This window comes from Micrococcus sp. iso_26 (genome assembly GCF_056172975.1).
This window is the reverse complement of sequence record NZ_CM149652.1, coordinates 2,521,162-2,539,172: the sequence shown is the minus strand read 5'-3', so window position 1 is coordinate 2,539,172 and position 18,011 is coordinate 2,521,162. Positions and strand designations below refer to the sequence as shown.

16 protein-coding genes are annotated in these 18,011 nt (G+C 73.6%); 10 read left to right on the top strand and 6 right to left on the bottom strand.

The features are described from left to right. Positions 1 to 58: 58 nt before the first annotated feature. From AC0VX0_RS11795 to AC0VX0_RS11785, 3 genes are all read right to left on the bottom strand, one after another. Positions 59 to 2,140 (bottom strand): hypothetical protein, encoded by a 2,082-nt coding sequence (locus AC0VX0_RS11795; RefSeq protein ID WP_376173795.1) that lies wholly within the window; start codon positions 2,138 to 2,140, stop codon positions 59 to 61. 65 nt (positions 2,141 to 2,205) lie between these two features. Continuing rightward, positions 2,206 to 4,050, bottom strand: coding sequence for a murein biosynthesis integral membrane protein MurJ (gene murJ / locus AC0VX0_RS11790; protein ID WP_144825580.1), 1,845 nt, complete (start codon positions 4,048 to 4,050; stop codon positions 2,206 to 2,208). Between the two features lie 46 nt (positions 4,051 to 4,096). Next, entirely contained in the window at positions 4,097 to 4,708 is a 612-nt protein-coding gene (locus AC0VX0_RS11785; protein ID WP_041102508.1) for an NUDIX hydrolase, read from the bottom strand. A gap of 65 nt (positions 4,709 to 4,773) precedes the next feature. Between AC0VX0_RS11785 and AC0VX0_RS11780 the strand changes: the two genes are divergently transcribed. From AC0VX0_RS11780 to AC0VX0_RS11770, 3 genes are all read left to right on the top strand, one after another. Beyond that, on the top strand, positions 4,774 to 6,225 hold the full coding sequence (locus AC0VX0_RS11780; protein ID WP_475451715.1) for a CCA tRNA nucleotidyltransferase: 1,452 nt from the start codon (positions 4,774 to 4,776) through the stop codon (positions 6,223 to 6,225). A gap of 52 nt (positions 6,226 to 6,277) precedes the next feature. Further along, the gene (locus AC0VX0_RS11775; RefSeq protein WP_002857801.1) at positions 6,278 to 6,577 is read left to right on the top strand and encodes a DUF7218 family protein; all 300 of its coding nucleotides are present in this window, start codon (positions 6,278 to 6,280) and stop codon (positions 6,575 to 6,577) included. A 144-nt stretch (positions 6,578 to 6,721) separates the two neighbouring features. After that, on the top strand, positions 6,722 to 8,860 hold the full coding sequence (locus AC0VX0_RS11770) for an acyltransferase family protein (protein WP_376173800.1): 2,139 nt from the start codon (positions 6,722 to 6,724) through the stop codon (positions 8,858 to 8,860). Positions 8,861 to 8,966: 106 nt separating this feature from the next. On the opposite strand, the gene AC0VX0_RS11765 is transcribed toward AC0VX0_RS11770, so the two are convergent. After that, a complete protein-coding gene (locus AC0VX0_RS11765) occupies positions 8,967 to 10,052 on the bottom strand; it encodes an inositol-3-phosphate synthase (RefSeq protein WP_002857798.1) in 1,086 nt (361 codons plus the stop codon). A 169-nt stretch (positions 10,053 to 10,221) separates the two neighbouring features. On the opposite strand from AC0VX0_RS11765, the gene AC0VX0_RS11760 reads away from it, so the two are divergent. Then, complete coding sequence (locus tag AC0VX0_RS11760; protein ID WP_134377482.1) at positions 10,222 to 11,745, top strand: glycosyltransferase family 87 protein; 1,524 nt, start codon at positions 10,222 to 10,224, stop codon at positions 11,743 to 11,745. Here AC0VX0_RS11760 and AC0VX0_RS11755 read toward each other — a convergent pair. Beyond that, positions 11,736 to 12,038: a hypothetical protein gene (locus AC0VX0_RS11755; RefSeq protein WP_260490919.1), complete on the bottom strand. Its 303-nt coding sequence runs from the start codon at positions 12,036 to 12,038 to the stop codon at positions 11,736 to 11,738. The two genes, AC0VX0_RS11760 and AC0VX0_RS11755, sit on opposite strands and share 10 nt — an antisense overlap. Before the next feature lie 145 nt (positions 12,039 to 12,183). On the opposite strand from AC0VX0_RS11755, the gene AC0VX0_RS11750 reads away from it, so the two are divergent. After that, positions 12,184 to 13,671: a M18 family aminopeptidase gene (locus AC0VX0_RS11750; RefSeq protein ID WP_129867166.1), complete on the top strand. Its 1,488-nt coding sequence runs from the start codon at positions 12,184 to 12,186 to the stop codon at positions 13,669 to 13,671. 69 nt (positions 13,672 to 13,740) lie between these two features. Here the strand turns inward: AC0VX0_RS11750 and AC0VX0_RS11745 are convergent, their stop codons facing one another. Next, positions 13,741 to 14,307, bottom strand: a complete 567-nt coding sequence (locus AC0VX0_RS11745) for a hypothetical protein (protein WP_134377481.1) — start codon at positions 14,305 to 14,307, stop codon at positions 13,741 to 13,743. Between the two features lie 343 nt (positions 14,308 to 14,650). Here AC0VX0_RS11745 and rpsF point away from each other — a divergent pair, with 343 nt between their 5' ends. The 5 genes from rpsF to AC0VX0_RS11720 all read left to right on the top strand — a co-directional run bounded on the left by rpsF (position 14,651) and on the right by AC0VX0_RS11720 (position 17,977). Continuing rightward, positions 14,651 to 14,956 (top strand): 30S ribosomal protein S6, encoded by a 306-nt coding sequence (gene rpsF / locus AC0VX0_RS11740; protein WP_002857790.1) that lies wholly within the window; start codon positions 14,651 to 14,653, stop codon positions 14,954 to 14,956. Positions 14,957 to 15,088: 132 nt separating this feature from the next. Beyond that, positions 15,089 to 15,688 (top strand): single-stranded DNA-binding protein, encoded by a 600-nt coding sequence (locus tag AC0VX0_RS11735; RefSeq protein WP_036338481.1) that lies wholly within the window; start codon positions 15,089 to 15,091, stop codon positions 15,686 to 15,688. A 232-nt stretch (positions 15,689 to 15,920) separates the two neighbouring features. Then, positions 15,921 to 16,160: a 30S ribosomal protein S18 gene (gene rpsR / locus AC0VX0_RS11730; protein WP_002857788.1), complete on the top strand. Its 240-nt coding sequence runs from the start codon at positions 15,921 to 15,923 to the stop codon at positions 16,158 to 16,160. Positions 16,161 to 16,188: 28 nt separating this feature from the next. Continuing rightward, entirely contained in the window at positions 16,189 to 16,650 is a 462-nt protein-coding gene (gene rplI / locus AC0VX0_RS11725; RefSeq protein WP_002857787.1) for a 50S ribosomal protein L9, read from the top strand. Between the two features lie 103 nt (positions 16,651 to 16,753). After that, positions 16,754 to 17,977, top strand: coding sequence for an MFS transporter (locus tag AC0VX0_RS11720; protein ID WP_260490918.1), 1,224 nt, complete (start codon positions 16,754 to 16,756; stop codon positions 17,975 to 17,977). Positions 17,978 to 18,011: the final 34 nt, after the last annotated feature.

The following is an 18,011-nucleotide window of genomic DNA, read 5'->3' as shown; positions in this document are numbered from 1 at the left end:
CAGCGACGTCCGGCGACGGCGGCCGGAAGGTCCGGCGCGCCGTCGCCTGGGCGCGGGGTCAGCGGACGGCGATCTCGCCGAGCCGCAGGCCGAACGGGAGGTCCGACGTCGTGCCCTCCAGCTGGGGCAGCGAGGTGAGGCTGACGATCACGTACTCGGCCTCGGCCTCGGTGCCCTCGAACGGCACGGGGATGGAGACGGTGTCCTGGTCGAAGGTGCCGTTGCCGATCTCCTGGGCGTTCGCGCCTTCGGGGGAGTCGGCGATGTAGGCGAACCAGGCGCCACCGGTGGCCCCCGTGCTCTGCAGGGTCACCTCGTTCACCTCGGTGCGGTCCTCAAGCTGGACCACGAGGTTCATGCTCTCCACATAGCCGCCGAAGTTCGGCCGTGCGTAGGCGAAGGTGCGCCACACGGTGGTGGGGTCGCCGTCGATGAGGTTGCTCAGGTCCGCGTCGTGCTCGGCCTCGTGCTCCGGCAGGTCCGGCACCGAGCGCAGGGCCTGGACGGGCTGCGGGGCGGCCGCGGCGCTCTCGCTGGACGGGGTGGGGGAGGGGCTGGTGCTCTCCGACGGCGACGGGGTGTCCGATGCGGACTCGGACGACGCAGACTCAGACTCGGACGACGCGGCCTGCGGGGCCGGCCCGCCGCGCAGGTTCTGGGCCAGCAGCACCCCGCCCACGACGAGTGCGGCGAGCAGGCCGACCACGAGGACCAGAGCCAGCGGACCGCCGCCGCGCGTGCGGCCGTTGCCGTCGCCCGGGTCGGCCACCGTGGCGCCGTCACCACTCCCGGTGGTGGCCGGGGCGGCCAGGACATCCGGAGCCGCGGCGGCGGACGTCGAACCGGCAGCCGCCGCGGTGGCCCCCGTTGCGGCCCCGGCAGCCACCGGCGCCGCCGTGCCGCGGGACTCCTCGTGGACGGGCGGCGCGGACTCGGCCGCGACCGTTCGGCGGGGGACGGGTCGCTGGCGCCGCACGGGGATCGCCTCGGTGTCCGGGGCGACCGGCTCCGGCGCGTCGGTCTTCTCGGCCGCCACGGGCTCGACGGGCTCGACGGGCTCGGTGGGCGGCGTGGCCCCGTCGGCATCGGCGTCGGTGGCCTGCGCGGCGGCGGCCCCCGCCGCGACAGCCGGGAGTGCGGCGGTGCCCGCCTGGGCCTCGCGCTTCTCAGCCTCGCGCTCCGCGGCCTCCCGGGCGCGCTCCTCCTCGGCACGACGGCGGGCCTCGGCCCGGCGCTCGAGCTCGCGGCGCTCGGCCTCCTCCCGCTCCGCGGCCAGCCGGGCCTGCTCGGCCTCCCGCTCGCGCGCGGCCCGCTCCTCAGCCTCCTGCTCCGCCTGGCGACGGGCGCGCTCGGCCTCGGCGCGGCGCTCCTCCTCGGCACGCTCCTCCGCCTCCCGACGCTCGCGTTCTGCACGCTCGGCGGCCTCCTTGCGCTCCCGCTCGGCCCGCTCCGCGGCCTCCCGTTCGGCGCGTGCCTTCTCCTCGGCCTCCTTGCGCTCGCGTTCTGCACGCTCGGCGGCCTCCCGCTCCGCGCGCTCGCGCTCCTCCTGCTGCTTCCGGGTGGCGGCGTCCGCCGCGGCCAGGGCCGACGCCCCGGCGGCCGCCTTCGCCGCGGTGCCGTCGGAGGGACGGACCCGCTCGGCGAGGCGCTCGGAGAGGCGGTTCAGGAACCCGGGACGACGCTGGGCCTCGTCCTCGTCCGCGCGGAGCCGGCGGTCGAGGTCGGTGTAGTACGCCTCGTCGTCGTCGTAGGCGTGGGGGTCTCCGGTCCGCGACTCGCCGAACAGCTCGGAGCCGAGGCTGTCCGTCTGGAACGGCTCCACGTACAGCTCCTGCGGGTACGCCAGACCCAGCAGGACGTCCGGGTCGGGGTCCCCGCCGGCGATCAGGTACGTGCGGCCCTCGGACAGGCCCAGGTCGAGCACCTGCACGTCGTCGGTGCGCTCGCCCGTGGCCAGCTCCCGCGCGGACGAGGCCACCTGCGTGGCGTTCTCACGTGAGGCCACGAGCACGGTGACGCGGCGGTTGAGCACCTGGTCCGTGCCCAGGAACACCATGTCCTGGTCCGCGGACGTCACCACGTGCTGGGTGATGCGATAGCGGCCGCCCAGGACGGCGCCGACGGCGATGGGCTGGGGCACGGGCTCTTCTCCTGACGACGGGGTCGGAATCCGATGATACGTGGCGTGGCCGTCGCGGCCAGAGATCAGCCGACGCGCAGCAGACGACCCAGCGCCGGCACGCGGGCGACGAGCGGCCGGAGGGCGTCGTCCAGCTCGGGGAACCGCATGGCCCGCAGCACCATCAGGTACACCGGACCCATCGCCACGGCCGCCACCGCGCACGTGAGCAGCGCCGTCCCGATGGAGTTCCACGCGAAACCGCCGGTGTACCCGCCCAGCAGCCACACGACGACGACGCCCGCGGCCGCCGCGGCCAGCGCGGCCAGGCCGGTCTGGACGTGGGCACGCAGCACGGATGCGAGGCCGTAGTCCCCGAACCGGCGCACGGTGAGCACATGGGTCAGGACGAACTGGTACACGTACGAGACGGACGAGGCGACCGCGACCCACAGGGCCATGGACCACAGCGGCAGCAGCATCGCGCCCGCCCACGAGAGCAGCAGCATCAGGAGCGAGCCGCTGACCTGGACCACCATCGGCACCTTGGCGTCCTCGGCGGCGTAGAACACGCGCAGCAGGTAGAAGGAGCCCGAGCGGAACGGGATGGACAGCGCCAGCGCGAGCAGGACCGAGCCCACCGCGACGCCGGCCACCATCGCCGTCTCGGCCGTCGAGCCGAAGACGCGGCCCAGGGGGCCCGCCAGGACCACCACGCCGGCGAGGCAGAACATCAGCGGCACGGTGAACGCGCGCAGACCCTGCGCCGTCGTGCGCCGCACCGCGGACATGTCCTGGCGGCCCATGGCGCGGGCCAACCGATTGAAGAGCACGGTGGCCAGGGAGAGCACGAACACCGAATGGGGCAGCACGGCCATCAGCATCGCCATGTTGTACGCGGCCACACCGGGGATGGCCGCCTGCGCCATCTCGGCGCTCCAGGTCTCCGTGCCGGGGATGCGCAGCTCGCCGCGGTCGCGGGCCTCCGTGGCGGAGGTGACGTACCGCTGGCACAGCAGGAGCACCACGTTCGTGGCGACCATCGTGACCAGGGTGTACCCGGCGATCCGGCCGGTGTCCCGCAGGCCGATGCCCTTCCAGCCGAACCTCGGGCGCAGGCCCAGGCCGAGCCCGCGCAGCGGCAGGAAGAGGATCACGGCCTGCAGCACGACGCCCAGGGTGTGGCCGCCGGCCAGCACGACCGTCTGTGCGCTCGTCCACCCGGCGAGGTCGTCCCCGGCCCGGTACGCCCCGAACATGCCCAGGTACAGCACGATCGCGCCGATCGCGACGACGTTGTTCAGCACCGGCGCCCACATGTAGGCGCCGAAGCGCCCGTTGGCGTTGAGCACCTGCCCCACCAACGCGTACATGCCGTAGAAGAACACCTGGGGCAGACACCACAGGGCGAACACGGTGGCCATCTCGAGCTTCTCCGGCGACCAGCCGCGGGTCAGGGCCGTCATGAGCGGGGCCGCCGCCAGCATGACCACCACCGTGCCGGCGAGCATCACGAGCGTGCCGAGCGTCATCAGGCGGGAGGTGTAGTCCGCGCCCCGGTCGGCGTCGCGGGCGTGCTTGATCAGCTGCGGCACGAGCACGACGTTGAACACGCCGCCCACCAGGAGCAGGTAGATCACGTTCGGCAGGGAGTTGGCGATCTCGAAGATGTCGGCCATGTCCGTGGACAGGCCGATCGCCACCGTCACCAGCGTCGCACGGACAAGGCCCAGCACGCGGGAGAGGAGCGTGCCGGAGGCCATGATCGCGGTGGACCGGCCGGCGCGGCGCTCGCCCTCGGGGGTCTCGTCCGCGGGGTCCACGGCGGCCGGATCCGTGGCGGGGGCGGGGTCCGTCGTCGTCGGCTCCTCGTCGGCGACGCCGGCGTGGGCGGGGTCCTGCGCTCGGCGCGGGGCGGGTCTGCTGCTCAAGGGTCACCCAATCGTGGTCGGAAGGCCCCGTGCCGGGGGCGGTGGATCAGGGGCGGGGGCCCCGGGCACCGCCCGGGGGGAAGTGCTGGTCGACCACCTGGCGGGCCAGGTCGACGATCCGGCGCTCGTTGGCGAAGGAGAGGCGGCGCGCGACGTCCTCGAGGCGCACCCACGCGACGTCCACGGCCTCGTGGTCCGGGTCGTTCTCCGTGGTCAGCTCGCCGCCCGTGGCGCGCAGCAGGAAGTGGTGCACGGTCTTGTGGACGCGGTGCCGGGCGACTGTGAACCAGTAGTCGATCGCGCCGAGCGGCTCGAGGATGTGGCCGGCGATCCCGGTCTCCTCCTCCACCTCGCGCACGGCCGCCTGCCGGTGGTCCTCCTCGCCCTCGGGATGGCCCTTGGGCAGGCACCACTCGAGCCGGCCACCGCGGTTGTAGCGGGCGATCACGGCCACCTCGAGGCCGCCGTCATGCTCGCGGACGATGACGCCGCCGGCGGAGACCTCCTCCACCGTGGGCAGGGAGGCGGCTGCGGCGGAACGGGGTCCCGCGGGGGCCGGGGTGACGGGGCGCAGAGGCGGCTGCGGCCGGCGACGCCACGCCCCCAGCGCGGAGGGCAGGGGGGCGCCCCGGTGCGCGGAGGGATCGGGGCGGGTCATGCCGTCAACTCTAGCCCGGCCCGCGCGGGCCCGTGCCGGGACCGTCTGGCACCCTTGTAGGCATCATGGATCTGACCACCGCCACCCACGCGCTGCCCCCCGGCTTCCCCGCGGACGCCACCCTGCCCGCCGTCGTCGTGGAGCTGGGGCGGAGGTTCGAGGCCGCCGGCCACGAGCTCTCCCTGGTGGGCGGCCCGGTCCGCGACCTCTTCCTGGGGCGGACATCGCCGGACCTGGACTTCACCACGGACGCCGACCCGGACGCGTCCGAGGCCGTGGGCGCCGGCTGGGCGGACGCCACGTGGGACGTGGGGCGGCGGTTCGGGACCATCGGCTTCCGCAAGGCCGGCTGGCAGCTCGAGGTGACCACCTACCGGGCCGAGCAGTACGACCCGGCCAGCCGCAAGCCGCAGGTGGCCTTCGGCGACAGCCTCGAGGACGACCTGCTGCGCCGCGACTTCACCGTCAACGCCATGGCCCTGCGCCTGCCCGCCCTCGAGCTCGTGGACCCCTTCGGCGGCATGCGGGACCTGCACGCCGGCGTGCTGCGCACCCCCGGCACCCCCGAGGACTCCTTCTCCGACGATCCGCTGCGCATGATGCGCGCCGCCCGGTTCGCCTCCCAGCTCGGCTTCGCCGTGGCCCCCGAGGTGGAGCAGGCCATGACCGCGATGGCCGAGCGGATCACGATCATCTCCGCCGAACGCGTCCGCGAGGAGCTCGTCAAGCTCGTGTGCGGGGCGCACCCGCGCGCCGGCCTCGACCTGCTCGTGCGCACCGGCCTGGCCGACCACGTCCTGCCCGAGCTGCCCGCCCTGCAGCTCGAGTCGGACGAGCACCACCGCCACAAGGACGTCTACGCCCACTCCCTGACCGTGCTGGAGCAGGCCATGGAGCTGGAGGGTGAGTACGCGCCGTCGACCCCCGACCCCGTGCTGCGTCTGGCGGCGCTGCTCCACGACGTCGGCAAGCCGGCCACGCGCCGCTTCGAGAAGGGCGGGGCCGTCACCTTCCGGCACCACGAGACCGTGGGGGCCAAGCTCGTCCGCAAGCGGCTGCGTGCCCTGAAGTTCGACAACGACACGATCAAGGCGGTGGCTCGCCTGGTGGAGCTGCACATGCGGTTCTACGGCTACGGCGACGCCGGCTGGACCAACTCCGCCGTCCGCCGGTACGCCCACGACGCCGGCGACCTGCTGCCCCGCCTGCACGCGCTGACCCGCTCGGATGTGACCACCCGCAACCGGCGCAAGGCCGAGCGGCTGGCCCATGCGTACGACGACCTCGAGCGGCGCATCGCCGAGATCGCCGAGGCCGAGGAGCTCGCCGCCGTGCGGCCGGATCTGGACGGGCAGCAGATCATGGCGCTGCTGGGGATCCGCCCGGGCCCGGTGGTGGGCCGGGCGTACACCCACCTGCTCGAGTGGCGCCTGGACGAGGGGCCGCACGAGCCGGCCGAGGCCGAGGCGGAGCTGCGGCGCTGGTGGGCCGAGCAGCCGGAGGCCCAGCAGGACTGAGGCGGCGCGGCGGACCTTCCACCCGTCGTCGGGCCGGGACCACACTGGCCGCATGGCTGAGAAGAAGACCGAGAAGAACGGCGCCCCCATGGGCCCCGGCACCTCCAACATCAAGGACCCCGAGGTCTACGAGGCGCTGCGCCGCGAGGGCGCGAGCGAGGAGAAGGCCGCGCGGATCGCCAACGCCTCCGCCCGGGACGGCCGGGACGAGGTCGCCGAGCGCGGCGGCGAGGCCGGCTCCTACGAGGACTGGACCAAGGACGAGCTCGCGAAGCGGGCCCGCGAGCTCGACATCGAGGGCCGCTCCACCATGACCAAGGACGAGCTCATCGAGGCGCTGCGCAACCACTGACCGGCGCCCGCCCCCCGCTTCCGGGGGCGGAAATCGGTGCTTTGGGAGTGGAATACCACCGGAAACCGCCCCCAACGCGGTGGGGCGGGTGGGGATAGCCGGAGGCTTTGGCCCATCCAGGTCCGGATGGGATGATCGACCGCTGTGAGTTCCGACCAGCGCACCGCGCCCGTGCCCCGCCATGCCCTGTCGCCCCAGGACGGCGCGCCCGCCGTCAAGGTCGGCACACGGGTCAGCCGCGGCCCCGGCCGGGTGACCGCCCTCGACGGGCTGCGGGGGATCGCGGTGCTCGCCGTGCTCGTCTTCCACGCCTGGCCCACCTTCCTGCGCGGCGGGTTCGTGGGCGTGGACATGTTCTTCGTGCTCTCCGGCTTCCTCATCACCACCGGCCTGGTCCGCGGTGTGGACGCGGGCCGGGGCGTGGCGCTGGGCACCTTCTGGATGAAGCGCGTCCGACGCCTCATCCCGGCCATGCTGATGGCGCTCGTGGGCACCACCGCGCTCGCGTGGCTGGCGGTGGACGAGTTCCCCGCGGGCCTGGGTCGCCAATGGTTCGGCGCCCTGACCTACACCAGCAACTGGGTGATGATCCTGCAGGGCGGGGACTACTTCAACCGCGCCTCGCCGCCTCTGTTCGAGCACCTGTGGTCCCTGGCGATCGAGGAGCAGTTCTACATCCTCTGGCCCCTGCTCCTCTGGGGGCTGCTCCTGCTCACCTGGCCGCCGCGCAGCACGGTGAACTCGGGGCGGGTGGCGGACCGACGTCGTATCCTCGCGGTCGCGGTCGCGGCCGTGGCCTCCGCGGCGTGGATGGCCTGGGGCTCGTGGCACGGGTTCGAGCAGGCCCGCCTCTACTTCGGCACGGACACCCACGCTTTCGGCCTGCTGTTCGGCGCGTGCGTGGCGATCGGCCTGGCCCACGTGCCCCGGCCCGAGCACGGCGGTCCCGAGCCGCGGACCTCGGCCACGCGGGTGGCTGTCGCGTGGGGCGCCGTCGCGGTGCTCGCGGCGGGCTTCGCCCTGGTCGACGGCGGCCACGCGAGCACGTACCGCGGAGTGCTGGCGGGCCTGTCCGCCGTCGTCGCGTTCATCGTCTGGCACGTGGTGCAGGGCGACCGGCGCGACTCGCTCTCTCGCGCGCTGGGCAACGGGTTCCTGCGCTGGTGGGGGCGCCGCTCCTACGCCGCGTACCTGTGGCACTGGCCGCTGCTCGTGATCATGCGCGTGATGGTGCCCGTGGACGCCCCCGGGTGGGTCGAGCCCGTGGCCGCCGGCGCGATCCTGCTGCTGACCGCCCTGATCGCCGACCTGAGCACCCGGCTGATCGAGGAGCCCATCCTCCACGAGGGGTTCAGGGGTGCCTTCGGTCGCTGGGGCGCAGCCGCTCGGCGGGCGTTCACGGGCGGGGCCGGGCCGATCGGCCGGTTCGCGGCCGCCGCCACGGCCCTGGGGCTCGTGGCCGTGCCCGCGGCGGCCGTGGCCGCCGTGGTGCACTCGCCCGCGCAGACCCAGCTGGAGCAGGACATCGCCCAGGCGGAGGAGTCCCTCAAGGCCGCCGAGGCGGCGCAGCAGGCGGCCCGCGAGTCCCGCGCGGCGGAGCAGTCGAAGCGGGCCGAGGCGTCGGCCTCGGCCTCGCCCGGCTCGGCCGCCCCCGGGGACGCGGAGGGCTCCGCCGGTGCGACGTCCTCGCCCGGGTCGTCCGCCGAGCCGTCCGGGCTCGGGCTCGGCGACCCGGCCGTCACGCGCCCCACGTACTCCAAGGAGCAGCTCACCGCGGCCCTGCCGCCGTCCGAGCTCGGCCCGGACGTCACCCTGATCGGCGACTCCGTCTCGCTCTCGGCCGCGCCCAAGCTCATGGAGCAGCTGCCGGGGATGCTGCTCGAGGCGGAGGTGGGCTACCAGATCTGGGACGCCGCGGACGAGCTCGAGAAGCTCAAGGCGGACGGCCAGCTGAGCGACGTCGTCGTGGTGGCCCTGGGCGCCAACGGCACCACCCATCGGGGCGACTGGGAGAAGATCCTGGCGGCCGTCGGCGAGGACCGGCTGCTCGTGCTCGTGGTGCCGCACGGCCCGATGGACTGGATCGCGGACGTGCAGGTGCAGATGGAGGCGCAGGCCAAGGCCCACCCGGACCGGATCGTCCTGGCGGACTGGGACGCCGCGGCGAAGCAGCACGTCACGGACTTCTCCGCCGACGGCGTGCACCCCCGCGCCGACGGCCAGGCCATGTATGCCCAGCTCGTCCGGCTCACCATCGAGGACCGGCTCGGCACGCGGCGCTGAGCGCGGTGGCCGGGGCGGCACGCGCCCCCACGACGACGCCGGCCCGTCACCTCCACGGGGAAGGCGACGGGCCGGCGTCGTGCGCGGTCCGCGGGGACCGGGCGGGTCAGCGCTCGATGTCGCCGCGGATGAAGGCCTCCACGAGCTCGTGCGCCGCGTCGTCGTTGTGCTGCACGGGCGGGGACTTCATGAAGTAGGACGAGGCCGAGAGGATCGGGCCGCCGATGCCGCGGTCCAGGGCGATCTTCGCGGCACGCACGGCGTCGATGATCACGCCGGCCGAGTTGGGGGAGTCCCACACCTCGAGCTTGTACTCGAGCGAGACCGGGGCGTCGCCGAAGTTGCGGCCCTCGAGGCGCACGAACGCCCACTTGCGGTCGTCGAGCCAGGCCACGTAGTCGGACGGGCCGATGTGCACGTCCTTCTCGCCCAGCTGCGCGGAGGTGTTGGAGGTGACGGCCTGCGTCTTGGAGATCTTCTTGGACTCCAGGCGCTCACGCTCGAGCATGTTCTTGAAGTCCATGTTGCCGCCCACGTTGAGCTGGTAGGTGCGGTCCAGGGTGACGCCGCGGTCCTCGAACAGCTTGGCCATCACGCGGTGGGTGATGGTGGCGCCGATCTGGGACTTGATGTCGTCGCCCACGATCGGCACACCCGCGGCGGTGAACTTCTCGGCCCACTCCGGGGTGCCGGCGATGAACACGGGCAGGGCGTTCACGAACGCGACGCCGGCGTCGATCGCGGCCTGGGCGTAGTGCTCGGTGGCCAGCTGCGAGCCGACGGGCAGGTAGCAGACCAGCACGTCCACCTCCGCGTCGCGGAGGGCCTGGGCCACGTCCACGGGCTCGGCCTCCGACTCCTCGATGGTCTCGGCGTAGTACTTGCCGAGGCCGTCCAGGGTGGGGCCGCGCTGGACGGTGACGTCCGCGTGGGGCACGTCCGCGATCTTGATGGTGTTGTTCTCGGAGGCGGTGATGGCCTCGGACAGGTCGAGGCCGACCTTCTTCGCGTCCACGTCGAACGCGGCCACGAACTCGAGGTCGGACACGTGGTAGTCGCCGAACTGCACGTGCATCAGGCCTGGGACCGTGTCCGTGGCCTTCGCCTCGCGGTAGTACTCCACACCCTGGATGAGGGATGTTGCGCAGTTGCCCACGCCGGCGATGGCGACGCGGATGGGATTGGTGGCCACGGTCTGGTTCTCTCCTCGACTGTCCGGAACGGGTGCGGGCACGCGGAGCGCGCGCAGGGGGCCCACGCCGTTCGGCGGGGCGCTCACCCGGGGATCAACCCCGCCAGTCTACGACCGACGACGGCGGCCCCGCCCGTCCGGTGTCCGGGCGGCTTCCTAGGATGGGGGCATGAGACCGGCCCCCGCGCACGCCGCGACCCCCAGCGAGCCGCCCACTCACGCCGCGGACGGCGCCCCGAGCGACGCCGTGACCGCCCCGGGCGCCCCCGCCGGGCGTTCCGCTGACAGCGCACCGTCCGGGGCCCTGCCCGCCCCCGGTGAGCGCGGCGGCCGCTTCCAGCTCGCCGGCGGCCTCGCGGCGAACGGCCCCGGACGGGGGACCGGCTCCTGGGCCGGGCCCGTGGCGCTGACGGCGCTGCTGGTGGCTCTGGCCGCCGTCGTGACCGTGCTGCAGAAGTCGCCGTGCCTGCTGCACGGCTGGGGCGCCCCGGACGTCTACTACGCGGGCTGCTACTCGGACTGGGCCGCGCTCTACGGCGGGCGCGGGTTCGCGGCGGACCCGTGGGCGCCGTTCCGGGCGGGCTCCACGTTCGAGTACCCCGTGCTGATGTCCGTCGTGGGCTCGGTGGCGGCCTGGATCACGCAGGCGCTGCCGTTCTCGCCGGAGCAGGGCACGGTGGTGTTCTGGCTCGTGAACTTCGGGTTCGTGGTGGTGCTGTGGGCCGTCGTCGCGGTGCTGACCGTCCGGATGGCGGGGCGCCGGTGGACGGACGGGCTCATGGTGGCCGTGGCCCCGGGGATCGTGCTGGCCGGCACCATCAACTGGGACCTGTGGGCCGTGGCCCTGCTGGCGTGCGGCATGTACGCGTGGTCGCGCGGCCGGTCCCTGACGGCGGGGGTGCTGTTCGGCCTCGGCGCGGCCATGAAGCTGTATCCGCTGCTGATCCTGGGGCCGCTGCTGATCCTGGCGGTGCGCTCGCGGCGGTGGCGGCCGTTCCTGCTCGCGGCCGGGGGCACGGTGGCGGCGTGGGCGGCGGTCAACGTGCCGCTCATGGTCGTGAACGTCCAGGCGTGGTCCGTGTTCTTCACCTTCTCCGGCGAGCGCGGGCCGGGCCTGTCCAGCGTGTGGCACGCGTGGGACGTGACCGCCGCGCAGGCCGGGTGGGCGTTCGTTCCGGAGGACTCCCTGACCCTGCTGGCCTACGGGACCTTCGCGGTGTGCTGCCTGGGGATCTTCGTGCTCGGCGTGCGGGTGCGGCACACCCCGCGGCTGGCCCAGCTGACGTTCCTGGTGGTGGCGGCGTTCGTGCTCACCAACAAGGTGTACTCACCGCAGTTCGTGGTCTGGCTGATCCCGCTCCTGGCGCTCGCCCTGCCGCGGTGGCGGGACTTCTGGGTGTGGCAGACGGTGGAGGCGCTGCACTTCTTCGCCGTGTGGATGTACTTGGCCAAGGGGGTGGCCGAGACCCCGCCGCAGCACTCCATGGACGACTCCGTCTACGTGGCCGCGATCCTCGCGCACATGCTCGCGGTGCTGTGGCTGTGCGGGCGCGTCGTGTGGGAGATGCTGCACCCGGCCGAGGACCTCGTGAAGCGCGACCACGGCGGCCACCCGGACACCGACCCGCTCGCCGGCGCGTACGCCGGACCGGCCCAGGGGCGCTCAGGCCGACCGGCCGCGGTTCAGGCGTAGTCCCAGCGGTGGATCGGGCAGTCCGGGGACGACGGCGGCGCGGTCGTCCCCGCCGCGGCGGCGCCGTCCTCGCGGGGCGGCGGCGGGCAGACGCACTGCGCCCCGGAGGCGGCCGTGGCCGCCTTCATCTGCTCGCGCCACATCACGTGGGGGTCGGTGGCCGGGTCCGCGGCCGCGCCGGGGTGCACCGGACGCGCGGCGCCGTCGTCGTGTGCGTCGTGGGCGGGGGCGCGGGCCGCGTCCCCGTCCCGGGTGAAGCCATCCGCACGATGGCCCAGCCGCCCACGGTCCACGCCACCAGGAGGAAGACCCCCACGGCGACGGCGATCATGATGTCCACGGCGGGCTCCTCCTGCGCTGACGGGGCGGGCGATGCAGCGGGCCCGCCTCCGGGCCAGGGTAGCCGGACGGGGTGACGGGGCGCGGTACGGTCGGGGCATGACCCCCGTGACCCGTGACACCGTCGCCGAGATGCCCGCCCACCTGCGGGACCTGGCCGAGTTCGTGACCGCCTCGCCCTCCAGCTACCACGCCGCGGAGGAGGTCGCACGCCGTCTGGAGGCCGTCGGCTTCACCCGGCTGGACGAGACGGTCGACTTCCCGTCGGCCCCGGGCGGCTATGTGGTGGTGCGCGACGGCGCGGCGGTGGCCTGGATCGTGCCGACGGGCGCCGGGGCGCTGGGCCGGGCCGCGGGCGCTGAGCCGCGCGTGGCCGGGCCGGACGAGGCGGGGCCGAGCGCCGACGTCGTGCCGGTGTTCCGCGTGCTCGGGGCGCACACGGACTCGCCGGGGTTCAAGCTCAAGCCGAACCCGGCCACCGTGACGGCCGACGGCTGGGTGCAGGCCGGCGTCGAGGTGTACGGCGGCCCGCTGCTGAACTCGTGGCTGGACCGTGAGCTGCGGTTCGCCGGGCGTCTCGCCCTCGACGACGGCACGCAGGTGCTCGCCGCGACCGGGCCCGTGGGGCGCATCCCGCAGCTGGCCATCCACCTGGACCGCGAGGTCAACGAGGGGCTGACGCTGAAGCGGCAGCGGCACACGAACCCCGTCGTGGGGGCGCTCGCCCCGCGCGGCGAGGGCGCCGGCGAGGCGGAGGCCGACGGTCTGGCCGCCCGCGTGCCCGGTGACGTGCTGACCGCGCTCGCGGCCGCCGCCGGCGTGGACCCGGCCGCGGTGCGCGGGCACGACGTCGTGGTGGCCGACGCCCAGGCGCCCGGACTCTTCGGGCTGGCGGGCGAGTTCTTCGCGTCGGGCCGGCTGGACAACCTGAGCTCGGTGCACGCGGGCCTCGTGGCGCTCGAGGAGCTGGCGCGCGAACACGGTGGCGCCGAGGGGGCGATCGCGTACGAGGGGACCGTCGCGGGCGGGGTGGCCGGTGAGGCGGCCGGCGCCCCGGTGATCCCGCTGCTCGCCGCGTTCGACCACGAGGAGCTGGGGTCGGCGTCGCGGTCCGGGGCGGCCGGTCCGCTGCTCGAGGAGGTCATGGGGCGCGTGCTCGAGGTGCTCGGCGTGGCCGGGCAGGGCCGCGCGCGGGCGATCGCGGGGTCCTGGCTGCTCTCCGCGGACGCCGGCCACCTGGTGCACCCGAACTACGCCGAGCGGCATGACCCCGTGAACCACCCGCGCGTGAACCACGGCCCGCTGCTGAAGATCAATGCCAACCAGCGCTACGCCACCGACGCGGGGGGAGAGGCCGCGTTCGCCCGCTGCTGCGGCGTGGCGGGGGTGCCGTTCCAGGAGTTCGTCTCCCACAACGACGTCCCCTGCGGCTCCACCATCGGCCCGATCTCGGCGACCCGCCTGGGCATCCGGACCGTGGACGTGGGCCTGGGCCTGCTGTCCATGCACTCGGCGCGCGAGATGTGCGGCGTGCGGGACGTGGAGCACCTGACGGCGGCCGTGCGGGAGTTCTTCCGCGGGGTGTGAGGCGCGGCGGGGGATGACGGCTGCCACGTGCGGCGTGCGCGGGGCTGCGTCAGCCGGCGGGGCCCGGGGTCACAGCGTCCGAAAGTCGCCGACATTGTCCAAGGTCATGCCGTTCACGACGGCACTGCCGCGGCCGCTGACCGACACGCCGGCGAGGGTCGTGCTGCAGTTGCTGTACCACCCGATGCGCGGCAGGGTGATGGTGCCTGAGACGGGGGCGGGTACCGGGGTGGAGAGCTTGCTGACGTAGCGGTAGTACCGGGTGCCGTTGTTGGTGTACAGGACCGGACTGCCGGTCCCGGAGACCTCACGGACGGGGGTGCTCCAGTCCGTCGTGGCGCTCGTCCAGGTGAGGGGGTTCCGAGACCCCATCGCATCCACCATGTCCTTCTGCACCAGGACGGAGGCGGTCACATCCGTCACCGTGGAGCCGGTGCGCACATTGGCGATCCGGTAGTAGGTATTGACGTCGTCCGTGGTGACGCTCAAGCGGGTCGAACCCGAGCCGCAGGCCGACACCGACGCGCCGGGCACGGCTGCTGTGGTGGCGCGGCGGATACTGAACACGCGGTCGATCCGCGGGAGAGGGCTGGCCGCCTCGGCGGGGGCAGCGGCGGCGGCGACGACGGTCGGCACCGCCCACGCGAGGCTGCTGGCGACTCGGCGGCGGGAGGGGACGGACTGGGACGGCTGGGGCGCTGCCGACGTGGACTCTGACATGGATGCTCCGAAACGTGAGAGGGGTTTGACACAGGATGTGTGTCCTCCTTCCAAGGTACGTCGTCGTCGACCGAGGGCAAGCCCCGGCCACCCCACGGCCCCCTAGGGGTGGCACCTCATCTGCGGAGGCGCAATGCTGGTATTCTTGACGGGATCCCCTGCGTGCCGCCGAAGAGTGCGGATGCATGCGTAAGGGGAGAACGCAGAACCTCCTGCCGCGGAGAGACCGCGGCCGCAAGCCCAGAGGAGGTGGGTTCGCATGCGTGCTTATGAGCTGATGGTGCTGATCGACCCTGAGGTCGACGAGCGCACCGTGGAGCCGACCCTGAAGAAGTACCTCGAGGTCGTCACGAACGCCGGCGGCACCGTCGACAACATCGACGTGTGGGGTCGCCGCAAGACCGCCTACGAGATCCAGAAGAAGTCCGAGGCCATCTACGTGGTCGTCAACTTCCAGTCGGAGCCGGCCGCCACCCAGGAGCTGGACCGTCTGCTGAACCTCAACGAGACGATCCTGCGCACCAAGATCATCCGTCCGGAGGAGCAGAAGATCACCGCTGAGTGATCCTCGTACCGTGTCCGGAGGGTCTGAGAGCATCGGATCAGTCCCCGACGCCCCCACCGGAACCCCGCTGAGCAGTCCCGGATCCCCGGATCCGGTCACTGACCGGCAGAACCCCCGAAGACAGGAGTGACCATGGCAGGCGAGACCGTCATCACCGTGGTCGGCAACCTCACCGCCGACCCGGAGCTGCGCTTCACCCCGAACGGCGCGGCCGTCGCGAACTTCACCGTCGCGTCCACGCCCCGCACGTTCGACCGCCAGACCAACGAGTGGAAGGACGGCGAAGCGCTGTTCCTGCGCTGCTCGGTCTGGCGCGAGGCCGCGGAGAACGTGGCGGAGTCGCTGACCAAGGGCATGCGCGTGATCGTGCAGGGCCGCCTCAGGGCGCGCTCCTACGACGACCGGGACGGCAACCGTCGCACCAGCTGGGAGCTGGACGTGGACGAGGTCGGCCCGGCGCTGCGGTTCGCCACGGCCAAGGTCACCCGCGCCCAGCGCGGCGGTGGTGGCGGCGGTGGCTTCGGCGGCGGCCAGCAGGGGGGCGGCGTCGGCGGCGCCCCGGCCGGCGGCGGCTTCGGGGGGAACAACGACGGCGGCTTCGGCGGCGCCCAGCAGGGCGGCGGCTGGGGCGGCCAGCAGCAGGGCGGCGGCCAGGCCGCACCGCAGGACCCCTGGTCCGGCGGCGGTGGCGGCGGATGGGACACCCCGTCCTCCAACGAGCCCCCGTTCTGATCCTGCATTGACCGGGCGCGGCCCCCACGGCCGCGACGGACACGGAACACCACGGACCTCTCCGTCCGGGCGCATCTCGCCCGGAGGGCCGCCCCCCGGTGGCCCATCCCACCCGCGACCCGGTACCGCCGGGCCGCACTGCACACGGCCCCGTGCCCCGTACGGGACGCCGCGTGATCCCATCCCGCAGAACCGTTCTGCGGGCTCCAGAGAACTCTGAAGGAGCACCACGATGGCGAAGGCTGAACTCCGCAAGCCCAAACCGAAGTCCAACCCGCTCAAGGCCGCCAAGATCACCGAGATCGACTACAAGGACGTGGCCCTGCTGCGCAAGTTCATCTCCGACCGCGGGAAGATCCGTGCCCGTCGCGTGACCGGCGTGACCGTCCAGGAGCAGCGCAAGATCGCCCAGGCCGTCAAGAACGCCCGCGAGGTGGCCCTGCTGCCCTACGCCGGCGCCGGCCGCGGCTGATCGAGCGAGCGAAGGAAGGAACACCCAGATGGCAAAGCTCATCCTGACCCAGGAAGTGGCCGGTCTCGGCACCTCCGGTGACGTGGTCGAGGTCAAGAACGGGTACGCCCGCAACTACCTGCTCCCGCGCGGTTTCGCCACCGTGTGGACCAAGGGCGGGGAGAAGCAGGTCGAGTCCCTGCAGAAGGCCCGCGCGGCCCGCGCCGTGGCGAACCTGGAGGACGCGCAGGCCCAGGCCGCGCAGCTCCAGTCCGCCACCGTGAAGCTCGAGCGCACCGCCGGTGCGGAGGGTCGCCTGTTCGGCGCCGTCCAGACCGCCGACGTCGCCGAGGCGATCGAGGCCGCCGGCCTCGGCTCCGTGGACAAGCGCTCGATCACCCTGCCGGCGCACATCAAGTCCGTGGGCAACCACGAGGCCCAGGTCCGCCTGCACGAGGACGTCATCGCGACCGTCCAGCTGCAGGTCGTGGCCGCCAAGGCCAAGAAGTGATCATCCGCTTCTGAGCCCGTCGCGCCGGCGACGCGCACCCGAGGCCCCGGTCCGCTCTTCACGAGCGGGCCGGGGCCTCGTGCCGTGGGGGAACATGGAGATCATGCCCTCCGCCCCACCGCCCTCCGACCCTGCCGGCTCGACGGCGGCCCCGCGCCCGCCCCTGTGGACGCGCCCGTTCATCCTCGTCAGCGCCACCTACCTGTTCGTGGCGATGATCTTCTACACGCTCATGACCGCGATGGCGCTCTACGCCGTCACGTCCTTCGGCGCGTCGGACGCGGAGGCCGGCGTCGTGGTGGGGGCGTTCGTGCTGGGCGCGGTCCTCACCCGCATGACGACGACACCCGCCACCTTCGCGTGGGGGCGGCGGCGGGTCCTGCTCGTCGCCTTGGCCTGCTACGTCCTCACGACGGCGGCGTACCTCTGGGCGGACTCCCTGGCCACGCTGACCGCGGTGCGGCTGCTCAACGGCATGTGCTTCGGCGCGGCCGGCACCGTGCTGGCCACGGCCGTGCAGCGGATCGTCCCGCCGGTGCGCCGCTCCGAGGGCACCGGCTGGTTCTCCACGTCCATGACGCTCGCGGGCGCCGTCGGGCCGATGGTGGCCCTGCAGCTGAGCACCGCCCTCGGCTACGACGCCCTGTTCTGGGCGTGCATCGGCTTCACGGGCATGGCCCTGCTGATCGCCCTGTTCCTGCGCGTGCCCGAGCCGCCGCTGACGGGCCGGTTCCGGCTGCACCGGGCGGACGTGTTCTCCGCAGAGGTGGCGCCGGCGGCGGGCGTGGCCCTGGCCTCCGGGTTCATGTACGGCGGCATCCTCGCGTTCATGGCCACGTTCGCGCAGCAGCAGGGCTACCCGGCGATGGTGCCGAGCCTGTTCTTCCTGCTCTTCGCCGCGGGCACCATCGTGGGCCGTGCCGTCCTGGGCGTGCTGCACGACCGGCACGGGGACAACGCCGTCGTCTACCCGATCCTCGCGGGCATGGCCGTCTCCTACGCGGTGCTGGCGCTGTGGCGGGAGCCGGCGGGCATGCTCGTGGCCGGCGCCCTGCTGGGGCTGACCTACGGGCCCGTGGTGAGCGTGTTCCAGACCATCGCGATCAAGGTGGTCCGGCCCACCGAGATCGGCGTCGCCACGGGCACGTTCTTCCTGCTCCTGGACCTCGGCACCGGCCTCGGCCCCATGGTGCTCGGCGCGGTGGTGGCCGCCGTCGGGATCCCGGTGATGTACCTGCTCTCCGGCGGCGTCGGGGTGGCGCTGCTGCTCTACTACCGGCTCGTGCACGGCGGCCGGGCCATCGCCCGGCGCCCGTCCCCGGCCTGAGCCGGGCGGCTCCGACGCGCGGACGGCGCCCCGC

Bases quoted from the DNA above. Each gene is read 5' to 3' on its own strand.
- AC0VX0_RS11785 (WP_041102508.1), bottom strand. From the start codon at position 4,708: ATGACCCGCCCCGATCCCTCCGCGCACCGGGGCGCCCCCCTGCCCTCC.
- AC0VX0_RS11780 (WP_475451715.1), top strand. From the start codon at position 4,774: ATGGATCTGACCACCGCCACCCACGCGCTGCCCCCCGGCTTCCCCGCG.
- AC0VX0_RS11775 (WP_002857801.1), top strand. From the start codon at position 6,278: ATGGCTGAGAAGAAGACCGAGAAGAACGGCGCCCCCATGGGCCCCGGC.
- AC0VX0_RS11760 (WP_134377482.1), top strand. From the start codon at position 10,222: ATGAGACCGGCCCCCGCGCACGCCGCGACCCCCAGCGAGCCGCCCACT.
- AC0VX0_RS11750 (WP_129867166.1), top strand. From the start codon at position 12,184: ATGACCCCCGTGACCCGTGACACCGTCGCCGAGATGCCCGCCCACCTG.
- rpsF (WP_002857790.1), top strand. From the start codon at position 14,651: ATGCGTGCTTATGAGCTGATGGTGCTGATCGACCCTGAGGTCGACGAG.
- AC0VX0_RS11735 (WP_036338481.1), top strand. From the start codon at position 15,089: ATGGCAGGCGAGACCGTCATCACCGTGGTCGGCAACCTCACCGCCGAC.
- rpsR (WP_002857788.1), top strand. From the start codon at position 15,921: ATGGCGAAGGCTGAACTCCGCAAGCCCAAACCGAAGTCCAACCCGCTC.
- rplI (WP_002857787.1), top strand. From the start codon at position 16,189: ATGGCAAAGCTCATCCTGACCCAGGAAGTGGCCGGTCTCGGCACCTCC.
- AC0VX0_RS11720 (WP_260490918.1), top strand. From the start codon at position 16,754: ATGCCCTCCGCCCCACCGCCCTCCGACCCTGCCGGCTCGACGGCGGCC.